The 14,011-nt window shown below is 64.1% G+C and carries 13 protein-coding genes; 8 read left to right on the top strand and 5 right to left on the bottom strand.

Annotated features, from left to right (window positions below):
• Nucleotides 1–18: 18 nt before the first annotated feature.
• The 3 genes from AC1DQQ_RS06695 to AC1DQQ_RS06685 all read right to left on the bottom strand — a co-directional run bounded on the left by AC1DQQ_RS06695 (nt 19) and on the right by AC1DQQ_RS06685 (nt 5,697).
• A complete protein-coding gene (locus tag AC1DQQ_RS06695) occupies nt 19–3,108 on the bottom strand; it encodes a TonB-dependent receptor domain-containing protein (protein WP_478044660.1) in 3,090 nt (1,029 codons plus the stop codon).
• Nucleotides 3,109–3,311: 203 nt separating this feature from the next.
• Complete coding sequence (locus AC1DQQ_RS06690) at nt 3,312–4,385, bottom strand: acyl-CoA dehydrogenase family protein (protein ID WP_478044659.1); 1,074 nt, start codon at nt 4,383–4,385, stop codon at nt 3,312–3,314.
• 97 nt (nt 4,386–4,482) lie between these two features.
• Nucleotides 4,483–5,697, bottom strand: coding sequence for an acyl-CoA dehydrogenase family protein (locus tag AC1DQQ_RS06685; RefSeq protein WP_478041779.1), 1,215 nt, complete (start codon nt 5,695–5,697; stop codon nt 4,483–4,485).
• Nucleotides 5,698–5,745: 48 nt separating this feature from the next.
• Between AC1DQQ_RS06685 and AC1DQQ_RS06680 the strand changes: the two genes are divergently transcribed.
• The 5 genes from AC1DQQ_RS06680 (at nt 5,746) to AC1DQQ_RS06660 (ending at nt 9,348) form a co-directional block, all read left to right on the top strand.
• The gene (locus AC1DQQ_RS06680; RefSeq protein ID WP_478041780.1) at nt 5,746–6,465 is read left to right on the top strand and encodes a DNA alkylation repair protein; all 720 of its coding nucleotides are present in this window, start codon (nt 5,746–5,748) and stop codon (nt 6,463–6,465) included.
• Nucleotides 6,462–6,869 (top strand): GFA family protein, encoded by a 408-nt coding sequence (locus tag AC1DQQ_RS06675; protein WP_478041781.1) that lies wholly within the window; start codon nt 6,462–6,464, stop codon nt 6,867–6,869. The genes AC1DQQ_RS06680 and AC1DQQ_RS06675 overlap by 4 nt, the downstream gene beginning before the upstream one ends.
• 313 nt (nt 6,870–7,182) lie before the next feature.
• Complete coding sequence (locus AC1DQQ_RS06670; protein ID WP_478041782.1) at nt 7,183–7,518, top strand: ArsR/SmtB family transcription factor; 336 nt, start codon at nt 7,183–7,185, stop codon at nt 7,516–7,518.
• Nucleotides 7,519–7,977, top strand: a complete 459-nt coding sequence (locus AC1DQQ_RS06665) for an SRPBCC family protein (protein WP_478041783.1) — start codon at nt 7,519–7,521, stop codon at nt 7,975–7,977.
• A 144-nt stretch (nt 7,978–8,121) separates the two neighbouring features.
• Nucleotides 8,122–9,348, top strand: coding sequence for an MFS transporter (locus AC1DQQ_RS06660; protein WP_478044658.1), 1,227 nt, complete (start codon nt 8,122–8,124; stop codon nt 9,346–9,348).
• 128 nt (nt 9,349–9,476) lie between these two features.
• Here AC1DQQ_RS06660 and AC1DQQ_RS06655 read toward each other — a convergent pair whose 3' ends face one another.
• Nucleotides 9,477–10,274: an SDR family NAD(P)-dependent oxidoreductase gene (locus AC1DQQ_RS06655; RefSeq protein WP_478044656.1), complete on the bottom strand. Its 798-nt coding sequence runs from the start codon at nt 10,272–10,274 to the stop codon at nt 9,477–9,479.
• Nucleotides 10,271–10,885 carry a glutathione S-transferase family protein gene (locus tag AC1DQQ_RS06650; RefSeq protein ID WP_478044654.1) on the bottom strand — a complete coding sequence of 205 codons (615 nt, stop codon included), beginning with the start codon at nt 10,883–10,885 and terminating at the stop codon, nt 10,271–10,273. Before AC1DQQ_RS06650 ends, AC1DQQ_RS06655 begins: the two co-directional genes overlap by 4 nt.
• A 91-nt stretch (nt 10,886–10,976) precedes the next feature.
• Here AC1DQQ_RS06650 and AC1DQQ_RS06645 point away from each other — a divergent pair, with 91 nt between their 5' ends.
• From AC1DQQ_RS06645 to AC1DQQ_RS06635, 3 genes are all read left to right on the top strand, one after another.
• Nucleotides 10,977–12,509, top strand: a complete 1,533-nt coding sequence (locus tag AC1DQQ_RS06645; protein WP_478044653.1) for a class I adenylate-forming enzyme family protein — start codon at nt 10,977–10,979, stop codon at nt 12,507–12,509.
• Nucleotides 12,510–12,538: 29 nt separating this feature from the next.
• Entirely contained in the window at nt 12,539–13,315 is a 777-nt protein-coding gene (locus AC1DQQ_RS06640) for a thioesterase family protein (protein WP_478044651.1), read from the top strand.
• Nucleotides 13,316–13,448: 133 nt separating this feature from the next.
• Nucleotides 13,449–14,006 (top strand): EF-hand domain-containing protein, encoded by a 558-nt coding sequence (locus tag AC1DQQ_RS06635; RefSeq protein WP_478029315.1) that lies wholly within the window; start codon nt 13,449–13,451, stop codon nt 14,004–14,006.
• Nucleotides 14,007–14,011: the final 5 nt, after the last annotated feature.

Genomic DNA, 14,011 nt, shown 5'->3' with positions numbered 1-14,011 from the left:
AAAGCTAGGGTGCCAAAGTCAGAACTTGGTCGACAGGCCGAGCTTGAACATCCGGCCGTAGGGATTCCCGACGAACGGCTCGTAATTGTAATCCTCGCGCGCGAACGGCGGCGATGAGTCGAAGATGTTGAACACCGTGCCGGTGAGGACGATGTTCTTCCACGGCAGCTTGACCTGGACGTTGAGGTCCGCGGAGATGAAGTCGTCGAGATCGGCTCCGGTCAGGATGCTCGCAGCGTTGGGCGTCAGCCCAGAGTCGACGCAGGCGCCGGTCGCTCCCGGTTTCAGGCCCAGCGCGCAGTTGGGCGCGAATGGTCCGGTCTTGGTATCGTAACGCTGGTCATGCAGTCCGTCGGTATAGTTGACCGTCAACCGGGCATCGACCGGGCCGGCGCCAAGGTCGAGATACGCCTGCCCCTTCCATTTCGGCACCGGATACAATGTCGATTGATAGTTGAGCAGCCCGACGCCATCGAACGCGTCCTGAACCTTCGTTCCCGCCACGATGATCGCGCTGATCCGGTTGTGCAGCGTCCGCGTGGCGTCCGCACCGATGCCGAAACGAATAGCGGAGCCGAGGAACTGGTTGGACCGATAGTTGACGCTGAAGTCGAGCCCATCGTTACGCTGGGTCGCGCCGTTTTGGTACATCGTCTTGACGCGCGCGATGTTGGCGACCGTCGTCGCCCCGGTGCACGCGCCGGTCGAGAAGGTGAACCGGGCGGCAAGGCCCGCGTTCGCGGCGCATGTGTTGGGCATTCCGGTCGGGAACAATGTCGCGACCATCGCGCTCAGCGGATCGCTGACGATGACGTTGGTCAAATTGTAGCGGAAATAGTCGACGCTGGCATTGAATCCGCCGAACTTTAGCAGAATGCCGGCCGAGTAGTTTTCGGAGCTTTCGGGCTTGAGCGCCGGGTTGCCATAGACGTCGACCGGTTTGAACGTCGTGCCGATCAGCTGGAGCGCGGTCACGAAATTGTTGGTGATGTTCGCCAGCGTCGGGCCGCGGAACGTCGTTCCATATCCCCCGCGGATGGCGAGCCAGTCCGTAACCTGCCACCGCGCGCGGACCTGGGGATCGACGGTCGAACCGACTGAGCCACCATAATCCTCATATCGCACGGCTGCCTGGATATTGAAGCTGTCGAACACCGGGAGCTGCAATTCGGTGAACACGGCCTTGACGCCGCCCTTCAGGAAGCTGTCGCGGTTGGTACCCAGGAACGCCAGCGCGCCGGTCGCGGGGCTCGGGGTTACGCCCGAGGTCGGGGCGCAGGCCGCCGGATTTGTGTTGCCGGTGATCGGCGTGTCGCGGCACGGATTGACCGCCAGGTTGTTGTTCGCGGCATATTTGGTGTCGAACCAATTATAGCGATATTGCGCGCCGACGCCGAACTGGATGTCGCCGCCCGGCAGCTTGATGCCGGTCGAGCCACTGATATTGCCGTCGAGCACGAACAATTGTGAATCGACCGCGGTCGACGACCGCACGAAGAACCAATCGGTCAGTGCCTTGGTATTGGCCAAAGCGGCATTGCCTTGCGGGTTGGTCGTGCCATTGATCGCGCCGGCGGTTACCGCGTTGCCGAACGGATTGAGCCACATGCAGCCGTTCGCGCCGGGCACGTTGCCGGTGCAGTTCGGGCCGCCCAACCCGCGCAACGCGAGCTGGATGCGGTCACCGAATGAGTCATAGCCGTCGATGTAGCGATAATATTGGTGATAGGTCGCCGACAGGCTGTAATCGAGCTTCGGCGCTAGTTTGCCGCTGAATTCGGCCGTGAAACGGATCGATTCCGACTTGCGCATGCCGCGGGCCGAACCGGTCTCACCCGAATCCCCGAGCGTAGAGGGATTGCCGCCGGCCATGTACGGGCGGAATAGCAGCAGCGGGAAGATAGCTCCGCTTGCGGGCAATGGATTGCCCGTCACCGGGTTGATGAAAAGCGACGGGTTGGCGGCCTTGTAGGCGATGAACCCCGGATTGTTCGCCGGCACATAGAAACCGAGCCCGAGACTGGTGTTCGCTACCGAACCGCCCAGCGACACCGTCGAGGGCAACTGCGTCAGCAGATAGGACGGCGAGGTCAGATAGTGCGGGACCGTCGTGCGTCCATAAAGCGCGGTGACCTCGAATTTGTGACTGCCGCCGAGATCGACCTCGACATCGGTGAAGGCGGTGATGCGCTTCTCAAGGTCTACCAGCGTGTCGAACCCGGTATATTGAGTCGAGCAGCGGCCGTTCGCGCCAAGATACCCGCCCAGGGGAACGCAGCTCGTATCGGCCACGACACCCGTATAGGGGGTAACGACGCCAGGGGTGGCACTTGGACCAACCAGCAGGAAGTTGGCGGGGTTACCACCACCGGTCCAGCCGCCCTGTGGATTGTTGAGAAAGGGTTGGACCGCGAATGCACGGTCGCGCGCGAGCAATTGACCGCGCTTATTGAAGCCGACCGCGGCAAGCATTCTGAAGCCATTGCCGACATGGCCGTAGCTCAGCGACGCGTCGATATCGCCGTCGGTGTCCTTGACCCAACGATAGGCGGCCGAGGCGCGAAACCCTTCCTGGTCGGTACGGGTGATGAAATTGACCACGCCCGCGACCGCGTCCGATCCGTAGGTCGCCGCCGCGCCATCCTTGAGCACTTCGATGCGGCCGATCGCCGCGGACGGAATCAGGTTGATATCGACTGCGGGGACGCCGTTGCCGGCCGTGACCAAGCGCCGATTGTTGAGCAGCACCAGGGTCCGTTGCGGCGACAGGCCGCGGAGGTTGGCGGTGGCGATGCCTTCCGCGCCCTGCGAACGGCTGTCGAACTGGTTCGAGTCGCCGAGCACCGCGCTCGATGTCGGCAGCGCCTTGAGCAATTCGACCGCGGAAGGGGAGCCCTGCTTCTGGAGTTCATCGGCGCCGATGACGTTGACCGGCAATGCCGCGTCCTCCGGCGTACCCCTGATGATCGAACCGGTGATGATGATGTCCGCCGTGCCGCCAGTGTCCTGCGGATCCGCGGCCGGCGCCGATTGGGCAGCCGCCGACGACACCGCGCATACCGCAAACACGGAAATAGCGCAGGCGCAAAGCAACCTTGTCTTGGTCATATGCCTCTCCCCAAACGAGCTGGAGCACCTTGATCGGCTCCATACCCATTACTCGAATAGGCACTATGGGTGACCCTACGTCAAGCGTTAGTCGCGTTGCAAATCGCTATGGATTCTCGGTTCGGCGCGGAATGGGCACGGGCGCATGGCTCCGAAGCCGGGCAAACCGGATTCCGGAAACATGGCCAGAAAAGGTGTTGAGTTCAGTAGCCGCCGAGCCGCGCGAACCGGTCGCGCAGATAGGCGGTGTTTCCCCATACCGCTTCCAGCACCCGCATGCGCTTGAGGTAGAATCCGGCATCATATTCGTCGGTCATGCCGATCCCGCCATGGAGCTGGATCATCTCGCGGCTCATCGCGTGGCCAACCTCGTTCGCCTTTGTCTTGGCGAGCAAGGCTGCCTGTCGCGTATCGCCGCCGGCATCGATCGCCGCGAGTCCCGCTTCGACTGCAGAGCGCATCAACTCGATATCGCTGAACAGACCGGCCATGCGGTGCTGCAGTGCCTGGAAGGTGGACAGCACCTGGTCGAACTGGCGGCGTTGCTTGAGATAATCGAGCGTCGTCTCGAACGCCTGTTGCGCCATGCCGAGCATCTCGGCCGAGGCTACCACGCGTGCGCGATCGAGCACCTGGTCGAGCAATTTGTCGCCACCGTTCGCCAGCTTGTCGGCTTCGACCGCGTCGAACGTGACGTCGGCGTGACTGCGGAAATCGGTCAAGTGACGACGCGACCGCGATATGCCGGCCTGGTTCCCGTCGACCAGATAAAGCCCGTCCGTCGCCGCGACGACGAACAGGCCGGCGCTGTCGCCTTCCGCCACGAACGCCTTGGCCCCGCTGAGCTTGCCGCCCGCGACTGCTGTCTTGATATTCTCAGGATCATGACGCGGCCCTTCATCGAGCGCGAAGGTCGCGACCAGCTCACCGCTCGCGATCTTGGGCAGCCAGGCATCCTTCTGCGCGTCGCTGCCACCAAGCACGATCGCGGAACCCGCCACGGCACTTGCCGATAGCGGGCTCGCAGTCACCGTGCGGCCGAGTTCCTCGATCACTAGCCCCAGGCTGAGCCAGCCGAAATCGGAGCCACCCTGGGCTTCGGGAATGACGATCCCCGCCCAACCCATCTGCGCCATCTCGTTATAAACATTGGGATCGTAGCCGGTCGCGGTATCGGCATCGCGTACCTTGCGCCACTCGGTCACCGGACTTTCATTGCGAGTCCATTCGCGCGCCATGTCGCGCAGCATCGTCTGTTCTTCGTTGAGGACGGCCATATTCTTCTTCCCTCGTCATCCCAGCGAAAGCTGGGATCTGGTGCGGCAAGCGCACGCTAAACGGCGTGAGACCCCAGCTTTCGCTGGGGTGACGGTTTCATTGATGATCCAGCATCCCCAGGATGCGCTTGGCGATCACGTTGTTCTGGATCTCGGTCGAGCCGCCATAGATCGTCGTCGCCTTGCCGAAGAGCCAGGCGCGGACGCCGTGCAGCTCGGCTTCGCTGAAGCCCTCGCCTTCCCAGCCCAGGCCCTGCAGCCCCTGGATTTCGATGGTCAGCTCGGCGCGTTCCTGGCCGAGCTTGGTGCCGATCGTCTTGAGGATCGACGACACTTCGGACACGCCGCCCTTTGCCTTGGATTCGGCCTGGATCCGCATCGCGGTCAGCAGGAAGGCGCGCCAGTCCATCTCGAACTTGGCGATCCGCGCGCGCAGATCGGGATCGGCGATCCGCCCTTCGGCATCCACGCCGACATATTTCTTGGCGACGTCTGGCAGGCCCGGTCCGCTCGGCATCAGCCGCGACCCGCCGCCCGACAAATTGGTCCGCTCGTGCTGGAGCAAGCGCTTACCGATCGTCCAGCCCTGCCCTTCCTCGCCGACCAGATTCTCTTTCGGCACCTTCACGTCGGTGAAGAAGGTCTCGCAGAACGGCGACATGCCGCTGATCATCTTGATCGGCTTCACCTCGACGCCCGGCGCGGTCATGTCGATCAGCAGGAAGCTGATTCCCTTATGCTTTTCCGTTTTGTCGGTGCGGACGAGGCAGAAGCATTTGTCCGCCCATTGCCCGCCCGAGGTCCAGGTCTTCTGGCCATTGACGACATAATGATCGCCTTTGTCCTCGGCGAAAGTCTGGAGATTGGCGAGGTCCGATCCGGCATTGGGCTCGGAATAGCCCTGGCACCAGCGCACCTCGCCTTTGGCGATCGCCGGGATATGCTCGCGCTTCTGCGCCTCATTGCCATATTCAAGCAATGTCGGGCCGAACATCATCACGCCCATGCCGCCGATCGGGTTCCACGCATCGACGCGCGCCATCTCGTCCGCCAGCACCCTGGCCTCTGCACGGCTGAGCCCGCCGCCGCCATATTCCTTCGGCCAGGTCGGCACGCCCCAACCCTTTTCGCCCATCGCCTGGCGCCAGGTCGTCATTTCGGGCGTTTCCTGGGTCGGCCCCTCGACGCTGGCGAGCGCATTGCCCTTGCCCTTGAGCGATGCCGGAAAATTGGCGGCGAGCCAGTCGCGCACTTCGGCACGGAAATTCTCGAGTGCGTCGGACGGACGATCGAGTTCGGCGGCGGATGCCATTCAAACCTCTCCTCTTCACCGAATCTGAATATCGGGTATGGTCCGGAGATGACACATTCCAAGCCGGCGGGAAAGCCCCTGACGACGCAGGTCCGCGAAGCGCTGGAGGCCGTAGCGGAACCGGCAAGCGCACCAGCGATGCAGGCGTACATGAAATCGGCGATGCCCTATCTCGGCGCTTCGACCGTGCCGCGCCGCGCCGTACTGAAGTCGGTCTTCGCCGGAATCGACTGGCGCGACAGCGCGGCGTGGCAAGCGGATGTGCTCGCTTTGTGGCGCGGCGCTACCCATCGCGAGGAGCGGTATGCGGCGATCGAGCTCGCTGCAGTGAAGTCAGCGCGGCGGTTTCAGCGGATCGACGCGCTGCCGATGTACGAGGAGATGATCGTCACCGGCGCGTGGTGGGACTATGTCGATGAGATCGCCGGGCATCGGCTATGGACCTTGCTGCAGAACGATCGCGCCGCGATGCGCGAGACGATGCTGGCCTGGTCGACCGACGCGGATATGTGGAAGCGGAGAAGCGCGATCCTCTGTCAATTGCCCGCCAAGCGCGAGACGGACCTCGATCTGCTCTACGCCTGTATCGAACCGTCGATCGCATCGAGCGAATTCTTCCTGCGCAAGGCGATCGGCTGGGCGTTGCGCCAATATGCCTGGACAGATCCGGACGAAATCGCGCGTTATGTCGCAGCAAACGAGGATCGATTGAGCGGCCTGAGCAAACGCGAAGCGCTCAAGAATAGCGGCAAACGGAGAAGCGGATGACGACGATCGCCGGTGGATGCCTGTGCGGGCAATTACGTTACGAAGCGCAAGGAGCGCCGGACGGCATGGGCTTCTGCTATTGCGCCGATTGCCGCAAGGCGTCGGGATCGGGCTTCATCCCGTTCATGGGCTTTGCCGCAAGCGCGCTGACGATCACGGGGCGCACGCATCAATTCCATTCCCCGGCAATGCGCGGCGGCAGCGCCACGCGCAATTCCTGCCCCGAGTGTGGCGGGCTGGTGTTCGGCGGCATCCATGGCGTGCATGACAGCCACACCGTCTATGCCGGTTCGCTCGACGAGCCGACGCATTTCAAGCCGACGCTCGCGATCTTCGTCCGCGACAAACCCGATTGGGTCGCCATGCCGGAGGGGCTGACCGTGTTTGAGACGATGCCGGACTAGGGTCGATCGACCTCTAAATCTCCCCCTCCCTGCAAGGGAGGGGCGCTTACGAGATAGGCAGGTCGAAATGCCCCCCGGGCACTTCTAAATCATGCCGGGGGCATGATTTACCTGCCAATCTCGTAAACGGGGGTGGGTGTAGCACTGGGCGAGGCTCGATGCCTCGTCCGGCGCTGTTTTGACGAAAAGCCAATGAGTCTTTGTAAGCGCGCAGACGCGCGCACCCACCCCCAACCCCTCCCTGCAAGCAGGGAGGGGAGTCCATAAGAGGGCAAGATTTGACTCTTAAATAGCCATTTGGCTATATAGCCATATGGCTATCGAATCACTTCATCTCGACGCGACCTTCGCCGCGCTCAGCGACCCCACGCGCCGCGCGATCCTTGCCCGGCTCGCGCTGGGCGAGGCGACGGTGTCTGAACTCATGCAGCCCTTCGCGCTCAGCCAGCCGACCATTTCGAAGCATTTGAAAGTGCTCGAACATGCCGGGCTGATCGAGGGCGAGCGCGACGCGCAACGCCGCCCGCGGCGGTTGCGCGCCGAGGCGATGAAGGACGCCGCCGACTGGATCGAGCGGTTCCGCGACCAATGGGACCGCCGCTTCGACAATCTCGACCGCCACCTCGCTAGCACCAAGAAGGAGAGTTGAATGCCTGCCCCCGCCATCGCCGCCGACGCGCCCGGTTTCACGATCGACCGCGCCGCTCACGCCATCCGCTTCGTCCGCGATTTCACCGCTTCGCCCGACGCCGTTTTCAGCGCCTGGACCACACCCGAGAGCATGCGTCTCTGGTGGGACGCCGGCGGCAAGCCGTTGTCGCGCTGCGAGATCGACCTGCGCATCGGCGGCGAGTTCGTCTTCGTTTCGCCCAGCCATGCGCATATGCCGTTCACCGGCACCTATCGTCGGATCGAACCGCCGCATCTGCTCGAGTTCGAAGCGATGGACGCGATCGGTCGCGTGATGCTCGCCGATCATGACGGCGGCACTCGCATGACGGTCGAGATCGTGTGCCGATCCGACGAGCATCTCGACGACTATATCAGGCTCGGCGTCGCCAACGGCACGAGCCAGACCCTCGACAATCTCGTCGCCCATCTCGCCTGACCCCCCGGCCGCGCCGCCCCTTGCCCCGGGGGCGGCGCTTTTTGCGATGTTGGAACAAGTCGGGCAGAACGCACACAAGTAGCTGAATTGCCGCGTCCGCGCGGTTCGGGCATTGCGGATTTATAATACCGCCGGGAGGAATTGATGCGCTTCGACAATCGCGCCGTGCCGATCGCGCTCGCGGCGGTGCTGATCGACACGATCGGCTTCGGGATCGTCATGCCGGTCTACCCCAAGCTGATCACGCAGCTCGGCCATATCGACCTGGAGCAGGCCACGCGCGTCGCGGGCTATATGCTCGTCGTCTTCTCGGTCATGCAGTTCTTCGCCGGGCCGGTGCTCGGCAATCTGTCCGACCGGTTCGGACGGCGGCCGATATTGCTGACCTCGATGCTGTGCTTCGGGATGGATTATGCTTTGATGGCCTGGGCGCCGACGCTCGGCTGGCTGTTCCTGGGCCGTGCGATCGCCGGTGCGGCGGGCGCGGTCTACGGGCCGGCCGGATCGGTCATTGCCGACGTCACCCCGCCCGAGAAGCGCAGCGCGACCTTCGGGCTGATCGGGGCGGCCTTCGGCATTGGTTTCATCCTCGGGCCGGCGCTCGGCGGCCTGCTGTCGAGCTTCGGTCCGCGCGCACCGTTCGTCGCGGCCGCGGCGCTGGCACTGCTCAATGCGGCGACGATGTTCTTGTTCATGCCGGAGACGCTGAAGCCCGAGAATCGCCGTCCATTCCACCTGCGCGACGCGCATATCGTTGGCGCTTTCCGCCCCCTGTTCCACGCCGGCAACGCCGCACCTCTTCTGCTCGCCTGGTTCATCTGGCAGCTGGCTCACATGGTCTATCCCTCGACCTGGTCGTTCTGGGCGACGATGCGGTTCGGCTGGGATGCGCGCGCGATCGGCTGGAGCCTGGCGTTCGTCGGCTTCATCATGGCGTGCGTGCAGGCCGGCCTGACCGGCCCGGTGATCAAGCGCATCGGTGAGCGCAAGGCGATGGTGGTGGGCATGTGCTCCGCCGGCATCGCCTTTTACCTTTTCGCGTTCGCCACCAGCGGCTGGCAGGCTTATGTCCTGATGACGATCAGCGCGTTCCAGGGGTTCGTCTTCCCCGCCTTCAACGGCCTGTTATCCCGCATGGTCGATGCAACGCGCCAGGGGCAATTGCAGGGCGGGATCGGCAGCATGGGCAGCGTATCGTCGATCCTGGGGCCGCTCGTCCTGACCCAGGCCTTGGCTACGGGGGATCATCACGGCTTCACCGGCGCGAATTTCCTGGTCGCGGCGGTGCTGGTGACGATCGCGCTCGGCATCATCCTGTGGAGAGTGCTCGATCGCGTGCCGGCGGCACCGGTCGCGGTCGCCGAAGGCTGACCCCCACTCGTCATCCCAGCGTCTTACCCGTCATCCCAGCGAAAGCTGGGATCTCAGGCGACATGCGATACTGCACGAGGCCCCAGCTTTCGCTGGGGCGACGGGTTACCCATCGCTGGGGTGACGGACTAGCCTTCCTTCCCCGGCCGCCGCGTCAGCGCGACGTCGAGATGCCCACCGGCATCGAGCAACGTCACCTCGCCAGTGATCACCCGCGCGATTGGATCGAGCAATTGCACGATCGGCCCGGCAATGTCGTCGGGACCCGCGGCAAACCCCATCGGCACGCGGCTGGCGATATTCTGGTTGAGTCGTTCGAATCCTTCCGCCCCCAGCCTCTTCTCGAACCAGCCCGTCCCGACATAGCCAGGCGCGACGGCGTTGACCCGGATTTGCGGCGCCAGCACGCGTGCCAGGCTCTTGGTCATGGTGATCAGTGCGCCTTTCGACGCGGCATAGGCGACCGACGATCCCATGCCGAACACGCCCGCCACGCTTGCGACATTGACTACCGCCGACGCATCCTGCGCGCGCATCGGCGGAGCGCAGGCGCGCACCATCTGGAACGCGGCGACGGTATTGAGCCGGTAGATATCGACGAAATCCTCGGCATCGAGCGCGTCGAGATCCTCGTGATTGGCGAATTTGGTGCGCCCGGCATTGTTGACCAGGAAATCGATCCGCCCGAACGCATCGAGCGCGGCCTGGGCCAGCGCGCGGCAAGCAGCGTCGTCGACGATATCGGCCTGGACCGCGATCGCGCCATTGCCGACCTCGGCCGCCACCGCCTCGGCATCTTCCCGGCTCGACGCGTAATTGACGACGCAGCGCACGCCTCGCGCCGCCAGCATCCTCACGGTCGAGGCACCGATCCCCGTCCCGCCGCCGGTGACGATCGCGACCCGCCCGTCCATTCCTGCGCTCATGCCGCCGCACTCGGACGCGCGGCGACGCGGTCGTACCAGGCTCTCAGTGCAATCGCGTCCTTGGGCATCTCGACGCCGATGAACTTGCCGAAATCGATCGTCGTCTGCAGCACGATATCGGCCATCGAATATCCCCTTCCGTCGAGAAACTGGCGTTCGGTCAGCGCCGTGTCGAACTCGCGCATCACCGTATCGATCCGCGGACGGTTGCTCTCGCCGAACTCGGTATATTGCTTGGGCACGACGCGCGCGGTGTAGGGATGCGTGTGCACCCACACCATCGCGATCGGTGTCATCAGGCGAAGTTCGACGCGGCGGGTCAGCATGTCGACTTCCGCCTGGCCCTGCGCTCCGACGCCGAACAAGCGCGGCTCGGGATTGAGCGCCTCGAAATAGCGGCAGATCGACACGCTCTCGGTAATGACGGTGCCGTCATCCAGTTTCAGGCACGGCACCTGCCCGAGCGGATTGACCGCCCGGTACGCTTCTCCCTTGTGCTCGCCGCGCGGGATCGAGACCTGTTCGCTGGCGACGGTCAGCCCTTTTTCGGCGAGATAGATCCGCACCCGCCGCGGGTTGGGCGCTGGATTTACCGCATCGTATAACAGCATCGACTCCCCCTTGATTCCATTTTTCGAATATCGCGTATGGCATTTCACAGCGGCTTCGCCTAGCGATTCGCGGCAAGTTTGAGGAGAGATCATGAGCGCCGAAGCCTTGCTCACCAGTGACTTCGCCACGTTGCCCGACATCATTCGCGAACATGCCAAAGAGCGCGGTGACAAGACGGCGGTGGCCGACGCCGCAGGTAGCTATACGTACGCCGAGCTCGACGCGATGATGGATCGCGTCACGGCGGCACTGCAGCGCGACGGCGTCGAACAGGGCCAATCGGTGGCGATCATTTCCGCTTCGTCGATCGCCTATGCGGCGGTGTTCATGGGGACGTTGCGTGCCGGCTGCGTCGCGGCGCCGCTCGCGCCATCCTCGACCCCGGAGGCGCTTGCCGCGATGATCGCCGATTGCGGCGCGCCGATCGTCTTCGTCGACGGCGACAATCAGGCCGCTATCGCCGACCAGCGCGTTGCGGCGAAGCAGATCCGCCTCGACACTGCCGAGTTCGAGGCATGGCTGGCGCCGTCGGGGACGAAACCCCGCCCGGTCACGATCGACCCGACCGATGGCTTCAACATCATCTATTCGTCGGGAACGACGGGTACGCCCAAGGGGATCGTCCAGTCGCACAGCATGCGCTGGTCGCATATCGGCCGCAATTCGGCCGGGGGCTATGGCGACGCGGTGACGATGAACTCGACGCCGCTTTATTCGAACACGACATTGGTCAGTTTCCTGCCGACGCTGGGCTGGGGCGGCACCGTCGTGCTGATGCAGAAATTCGGCGCGCGCGCTTTCCTCGAGCTTGCCGAGAAACACCGCGTGACGCACGCGATGCTGGTCCCGGTCCAATATCAACGGATCATGGCGCTGCCCGAATTCGACCGGTTCGATCTGTCGGCGTTCAGGTTCAAGACCTCGACCAGCGCACCTTTTTCGCCCGCGCTCAAGGCCGACATCTTGGCGCGCTGGCCGGGTCGGCTGGTCGAATTCTACGGCATGACTGAGGGTGGCGCCTCGACCGGGCTCGACTGTACTGCCTTCCCCGACAAGCTTCACACAGTGGGACAACCGCTACCCGGCCACGACCTGCGGCTGATCGACGATAAGGGAAACGAAGTTCCGCAAGGCGAGACGGGCGAAGTCGTCGGCCGGTCGCCAGCGATGATGACCGGCTATCACGGCCGCAAGCAGGCGACCGCCGAAGCCGAATGGTACGACAAGGACGGCAATCGCTTCATCCGCCATGGCGATATCGGCCGGTTCGACGAGGACGGCTTCCTGATCCTGATGGATCGCAAGAAGGACCTGATCATCTCGGGTGGGTTCAACATCTATCCCGTCGATATCGAGGCGGTACTCAAACAGCATCCGGCGGTTCAGGAATGCACCGTGATCGGCGTGCCATCGGAGAAATGGGGCGAGACCCCGGTCGGCTTTTACGTCCCCAATAGCGGCGTCGATGCTTCGGCCGACGAGATCATGGCGTGGACCAATAACCAGCTCGGCAAGACGCAGCGGCTGTCGGCGCTCCATCCGATCGACGAACTGCCGCGAAGCGCGATCGGCAAGGTGCTCAAGCGCGAATTGCGCGACCGCCTGGCCGTGCAGCCGGCATAATCGCAAGAACACAAGAACAAGGGAAATTCATGCCGGGTTTGAAGCAGATCATCGACGCGCTCGAACCGATCGAGGGCGGCTGGCGGAGCAGCATCCCCGATAGCTGGCTGCAGGGGCGCACCAGTTATGGCGGCCTGTCGGCGGCGCTCGCGCTCCATGCGGCGCAGCAGTCGGACACCGACCTACCGCCACTACGATCCGCGCTGGTCGCGTTCATCGGTCCCTTGTCCGGCGACGTCGTGATCCGCGCGAGCCGGCTGCGTCGTGGCCGCAACGCCGCCTTCATCCAGGCCGATGTCGAGAGCGAGGCCGGGCTCGGACTGCGCGCGACCTTCGTGTTCATGAGCGCGGTCGACTCCAAGCTCGATCATCAGGTCGGCACCGCCCCCGACTTTCCGCGCCCGCAGGCCGGCGACACGACCTTCAAGGGCAATTCGGCGGTCTCCTTCGCGCAGAATTTCGAGCTACTCGACCGGCGCGACGCGACGGTCGGTCTCGCCGAGTGGTTGCGCTGGGTGCGGCTGAACGAGCGCGAGGGACTCGATCCGATGGTTGAGCTGATCGCGGTGGCCGATTGCCTGCCGCCCGCCGCGCTCAAGCTGATCGGCGGACCCGCGCCATGCAGCTCGATGACCTGGCAGCTCAACCTGCTCGGCGCGCAGCCGCGAACCACTGACGGCTGGTGGCTGCTCAGGACCAATGCCGATTACGCCAAGGCGGGAAGCTCGAGCCAGGAAATGATGATCTGGAATGCCAATGGCGAGCCCATCGCCGAACAGATGCAAAGCGTCGCCATCTTCGCCTGACGCGGGGATTTTTCACTTATAGCGCGACAATTTGCGACAATTTCGCCGTGGACTGACATGCGCGGGAGACACAGAGGTACCACAAGTCCTCGGACGGCAGGGAATGACCCTTCGCCCGATCGAGGACAACGGGATGAATCGAGTGTTTCTTGCCGCGGCGCTCGCGAGCGCAAGCTTCATGGCGGTAGCGCTGGTCGGGCCGACCGCGGCGCAGACCACCCCGGCCGCCAGAGGCGATGCCAATGGCGACGACGTGCTCTCGCGCGACGAAGCCATGGCACAGGCCGATGCGCGGTTCGATCGCATGGACGCGAACAAGGACGGCAAGCTGACGCCCGACGAAATGCAGCCGCGCAGGCCGATGGGCGGAGCCGAGGCGCCGCCGCCTCCCCCGCCGCCGGTTGATGGCGCGTCTCCTCCGCCGCCTCCGGCCGGCCCAGCCGGCCGCGGCTTCGGTGGGCGGATGTTCGCCCGGCTGGATACCAACGGCGACGGCGTGATCGATCGCGAGGAATATCGCGCGCTGGCTGCGCAGCGCTTCGACCGCATGGATACCAACAAGGACGGCAAGGTCGATGCCGCCGAGCGCCAGGCGGCGCGCGACGCAATGGAACAGATGCGCGGTCGGCGCGGCAACGGTGGAGACGCACCGCCCCCGCCCCCCGCATCAACGGACAAGCCCGGGCAGTAATCCCC

The organism is Sphingomonas sp. P4_G3, from assembly GCF_056401105.1.
Note: the sequence above shows the minus strand (reverse complement) of the source record. Positions and strands in the feature narration are given on the sequence as shown.

What these genes read in the sequence shown, in the direction of transcription:
- AC1DQQ_RS06635 (WP_478029315.1), top strand. Translation starts at nt 13,449, where the DNA reads ATGAATCGAGTGTTTCTTGCCGCGGCGCTCGCGAGCGCAAGCTTCATG.
- AC1DQQ_RS06640 (WP_478044651.1), top strand. Translation starts at nt 12,539, where the DNA reads ATGCCGGGTTTGAAGCAGATCATCGACGCGCTCGAACCGATCGAGGGC.
- AC1DQQ_RS06680 (WP_478041780.1), top strand. Translation starts at nt 5,746, where the DNA reads ATGACACATTCCAAGCCGGCGGGAAAGCCCCTGACGACGCAGGTCCGC.
- AC1DQQ_RS06645 (WP_478044653.1), top strand. Translation starts at nt 10,977, where the DNA reads ATGAGCGCCGAAGCCTTGCTCACCAGTGACTTCGCCACGTTGCCCGAC.
- AC1DQQ_RS06670 (WP_478041782.1), top strand. Translation starts at nt 7,183, where the DNA reads ATGGCTATCGAATCACTTCATCTCGACGCGACCTTCGCCGCGCTCAGC.
- AC1DQQ_RS06665 (WP_478041783.1), top strand. Translation starts at nt 7,519, where the DNA reads ATGCCTGCCCCCGCCATCGCCGCCGACGCGCCCGGTTTCACGATCGAC.
- AC1DQQ_RS06685 (WP_478041779.1), bottom strand. Translation starts at nt 5,697, where the DNA reads ATGGCATCCGCCGCCGAACTCGATCGTCCGTCCGACGCACTCGAGAAT.
- AC1DQQ_RS06675 (WP_478041781.1), top strand. Translation starts at nt 6,462, where the DNA reads ATGACGACGATCGCCGGTGGATGCCTGTGCGGGCAATTACGTTACGAA.
- AC1DQQ_RS06650 (WP_478044654.1), bottom strand. Translation starts at nt 10,885, where the DNA reads ATGCTGTTATACGATGCGGTAAATCCAGCGCCCAACCCGCGGCGGGTG.
- AC1DQQ_RS06695 (WP_478044660.1), bottom strand. Translation starts at nt 3,108, where the DNA reads ATGACCAAGACAAGGTTGCTTTGCGCCTGCGCTATTTCCGTGTTTGCG.
- AC1DQQ_RS06660 (WP_478044658.1), top strand. Translation starts at nt 8,122, where the DNA reads ATGCGCTTCGACAATCGCGCCGTGCCGATCGCGCTCGCGGCGGTGCTG.
- AC1DQQ_RS06655 (WP_478044656.1), bottom strand. Translation starts at nt 10,274, where the DNA reads ATGAGCGCAGGAATGGACGGGCGGGTCGCGATCGTCACCGGCGGCGGG.
- AC1DQQ_RS06690 (WP_478044659.1), bottom strand. Translation starts at nt 4,385, where the DNA reads ATGGCCGTCCTCAACGAAGAACAGACGATGCTGCGCGACATGGCGCGC.